The following is a 455-nucleotide window of genomic DNA, read 5'->3' on the forward strand; positions in this document are numbered from 1 at the left end:
CGTCCACTGCTCGCCGAGGCTGCCGACGGGAACGCCCATAGGCTCCGGGATAAGCCGCAGCGCGCTCCGGTCTATCGCGTAATACCGCGGCATGACGATTCTGACGTCGTGCCCCGCGCGGTGCAGGCTGAGCGCGAGCGCGGACACCATATCCGCAAGCCCGCCGGTTTTGGCATAGGGCACCGCTTCCGCGCTTACCATTAAAATCTTCATATCGCTCCCCCTCAAGTCCTGTTTACCACGATTCCCGCGCGGCTTTGAGCGCAGGAGCCGAGTCCGCAATCGTGCGCTCCGCGACACAGTACGCCATTCGGAACCAGCCCGCTCCGCCGAAGCTTTTGCCCGGCGCGCACAGCACCAAATGCTTTTTTAAGTGCTCGCAGAACGCCGCGTCGTCCCTGTCGGCTCCCGCCGTATGCGCTCGCTCCGGTACCGCGCAGAACAGATAGAATGCG

1 protein-coding gene and 1 pseudogene are annotated in these 455 nt (G+C 63.7%); both read right to left on the reverse strand.

Translation table 11 applies throughout. The features are described 5' to 3' along the window. The coding region (locus AWU74_RS08360) for a glycogen/starch synthase (RefSeq protein ID WP_187150980.1) at positions 1-213 on the reverse strand (213 nt) is incomplete at its 3' end. A 22-nt stretch (positions 214-235) separates the two neighbouring features. Further along, positions 236-455, reverse strand: a pseudogene (locus AWU74_RS08365) (pyridoxal phosphate-dependent aminotransferase); the annotation flags it as partial.

This window comes from Treponema endosymbiont of Eucomonympha sp., from assembly GCF_001028545.1.